Origin of the sequence: Paracoccus versutus, from assembly GCF_000763885.1 — a bacterium.
GTDB classification, from domain to species: Bacteria; Pseudomonadota; Alphaproteobacteria; order Rhodobacterales; family Rhodobacteraceae; genus Paracoccus; species Paracoccus versutus.
In genome coordinates this window covers 1-2,750 of sequence record NZ_JRKO01000133.1, presented here as the reverse complement: position 1 = coordinate 2,750, position 2,750 = coordinate 1, and the positions used below count along the sequence as shown (strand labels likewise).

Below are 2,750 nucleotides of genomic sequence, written 5' to 3'. Positions count from 1 at the left end.
CTGGTTCGCCAGCGGCGAGCGGCTGAACGCGCTGGACCCCGACAGCGGCGAGCTGGTGGGGGCGCTGGAGATCCCCGCCGATGCCGGCACGGCCTTCGACGGCACGCATCTGTTCCAGATCGCCGGGGCGGTCATCCGCAAGATCGATCCCGAGAGCGGCGAGGTCCTTGCGACCATTCCCGCGCCGGAGGGCGGCAATTCCGGGCTGGCCTGGGCCGAGGGCTCGCTTTGGGTCGGCCAGCATCGCGGGCGGCGCATCCACCAGGTCGATCCCGAGACCGGCAAGGTGCTGCGCAGCATCGACTGCGACCGCTTCGTCACTGGCGTCACCTGGATCGAGGGCGCGCTCTGGCACGGCACCTGGCAGGGCGAGGAAAGCGACATCCGGCGCATCGACCCCGCCACCGGCGGAGTGCTGGAACGGCTGGAGATGCCGCCGGGCACCGGGGTCTCGGGGCTGGAATCCGATGGCGGCGCGCGGTTCTTCTGCGGCGGCGGCAGCAGCGGCAAGTTGAGGGTCGTTCTGCGCAAGGCGGATCAGGACGCGACATAGGGCCTTCGGTTCTTGCTGCGCAAACCGGCCCCTCGCTCGGAACCTGACAGCGGGCCTGTGGCGGGCTATGCTGCTGGGGTCCATCAGCCAGCGGGAGGCAGCGATGAGCGACGAACACGCGGGCAAGGGCGTTCTGCACCTGCCGCCGGGCAAGGGACGGCGCTACGCCCTCGGCCGGATGACGGCGGTGTTCAAGGCCGATGAGGATGAGACGGCTGCGCGCTACAGCGTCTCGGAATGGTGGCTGGAGCCCGGCGCCGACGGGCCGGGCGCGCATGCGCATGAAGTGAATGACGAGATCTTCTACGTGATTGCCGGCACGGTCAGCTTCCTTGCCGGGGAGGACTGGCTGGACGCGCCGCAAGGGACGTTCCTGCGCATCCCGGCCGGGACGACGCATGACTTCAGGAACCGCACCGCCGAGCGCGTCGGTGTCCTGAACGTCTTCATCCCTGGCGGGTTCGAGCGCGACATGCCCGCCATCACCGACTGGTTCCGGGACAATCCGTAGGGTCATGCGCGGCAAGGCCACGATCACGGCGGATCTTCGGCGGCTTGGCTTGCAGCCGGGCGATCTGGTGATGGTCCACGCCTCGCTGAAGGCGCTCGGCCCGGTCGAGGGCGGCGCGGCCGGGGTTGCCCAGGCGCTCATGGATGCCGTGGGGCGGGGCGGCACGGTGATGGGATATGCCTCCTGGGACCGCTCGCCCTATGAGGAGACGCTGAACGGTGCCCGCATGGACGAGGACCTGCGCCGCGCCTGGCCCGCCTTCGATCCCCGGACCGCCGGGACATATCGCGGCTTCGGCCTGCTGAACCAGCTTCTTGCAGAGCTGCCGGCGGCCCGGCGCAGCGCCCACCCGGATGCCTCGATGGTCGCGGTCGGCCCGCTGGCCCAAACCTTGGTCGAACCGCACCGGCTGGGCCAGGCCCTGGGCGAGGGCTCGCCGCTGGAACGCTTCGTGCGCCTTGGCGGCAAGACCCTGCTGCTGGGCGCGCCGCTCGATGCCGTGACCGTGCTGCATTATGCCGAGGCCATCGCCGATATCCCCGGCAAGCGCCGCGTGAGTTATAAGATGCCGGTGCTGGGCCCGGATGGTCGGACGGTCTGGGAGGCGGCGACGGATTTCGACTCGAACGGCATCCTCGATTGCTTCGCGGTCGAGGGCCAGCCGGATGCGGTCGAGACCATTGCCCGCGCCTATGTCCAGACGGGCCGGCACCGCGAGGGCGTGGTCGGCGCCGCGCACTGCCATCTGTTCGACGCACGGGATATCGTCGCCTTTGGTGTCGACTGGCTCGAGCGGCAGTTCGGATCGGTGGCGTATCCGCAGATGCGTCGTGACGGCCGAGACATTTGACCGGGCATGGCCCCAATCTGACAGGAGGAACGCATGATGGAAGCTCCGCGCATCTACCCGACCTTCCGCTTCCGCGACGCGGCGGCGATGATCGACTGGCTGGAAAGGGCCTTCGGCTTCACCACCCATGCGAAATACATGGATGGCGAGAAGGTCGCCCATGCCGAACTGGCCTTCGGCTCGTCCATGATCATGTGCGGCGACGACAGGGACGACGCCTATGGCGGGATGGTGGGCCAGCCGTCGGGGCAGGGCGGCAAGTCGCTCTATATCGCCGTGGATGACGCTGACGCGATGTTCGCCCGTGCCAAGGCCGCCGGCGCGGTGATCGAGGAAGGGCTGACCGACCGCGACTACGGCAGCCGTGAATTCATCTGCCGCGATCCCGAGGGCAACCTGTGGTGCTTCGGCACCTGGTGGCCGAAGGTCACCGACAAGGGCTGAGGCGCATGGCCCCGCGGATATCGAACCGCATCGCCTGTTTCGTGGACGCCCTGCCGCTGGTGCCGGGCCATCGGGTGCTGGAGATCGGCTGCGGCCCCGGCGTGGCGGCCCGCGAGGTCTGCCGCCGCATCGGCAACGGCTTCGTCCTCGCCATCGACCGCTCGGCCAGGGCGATCGACAGCGCGGTGGCCGGATCGAAACCCGAGATCGCCTCGGGCCGCCTGCGGTTCCGGCAGGTGGCGGTCGAGGATTTCGAACTGCTGGCCGGCGAGGAGCGCTTCGACATCGCCTTTGCGATGCGTGTCGGGGCATTGGACGGCCGCCAGCCAGAGATCGGGCAACGCGCCCTTGAACGATTGCGGGCCGCATTGAAACCGGCGGGACGGCTGTTC

The 2,750-nt window shown here is 69.1% G+C and carries 5 protein-coding genes; all 5 read left to right on the top strand.

What is annotated here, in order from left to right:
• On the top strand, positions 1-553 hold a 553-nt coding region (locus IT40_RS26130), incomplete at its 5' end, for an outer membrane protein assembly factor BamB family protein (RefSeq protein WP_036761392.1).
• A 103-nt stretch (positions 554-656) separates the two neighbouring features.
• Positions 657-1,064, top strand: coding sequence for a cupin domain-containing protein (locus IT40_RS26125; RefSeq protein ID WP_036761391.1), 408 nt, complete (start codon positions 657-659; stop codon positions 1,062-1,064).
• A 4-nt stretch (positions 1,065-1,068) separates the two neighbouring features.
• On the top strand, positions 1,069-1,914 hold the full coding sequence (gene aac(3) / locus IT40_RS26120; RefSeq protein WP_036761389.1) for an aminoglycoside 3-N-acetyltransferase: 846 nt from the start codon (positions 1,069-1,071) through the stop codon (positions 1,912-1,914).
• Between the two features lie 33 nt (positions 1,915-1,947).
• Positions 1,948-2,358 carry a VOC family protein gene (locus tag IT40_RS26115; RefSeq protein ID WP_036761387.1) on the top strand — a complete coding sequence of 137 codons (411 nt, stop codon included), beginning with the start codon at positions 1,948-1,950 and terminating at the stop codon, positions 2,356-2,358.
• A 5-nt stretch (positions 2,359-2,363) separates the two neighbouring features.
• Positions 2,364-2,750 (top strand): SAM-dependent methyltransferase (locus IT40_RS26110; protein WP_036761386.1); only part of this gene is annotated, 387 nt, incomplete at its 3' end.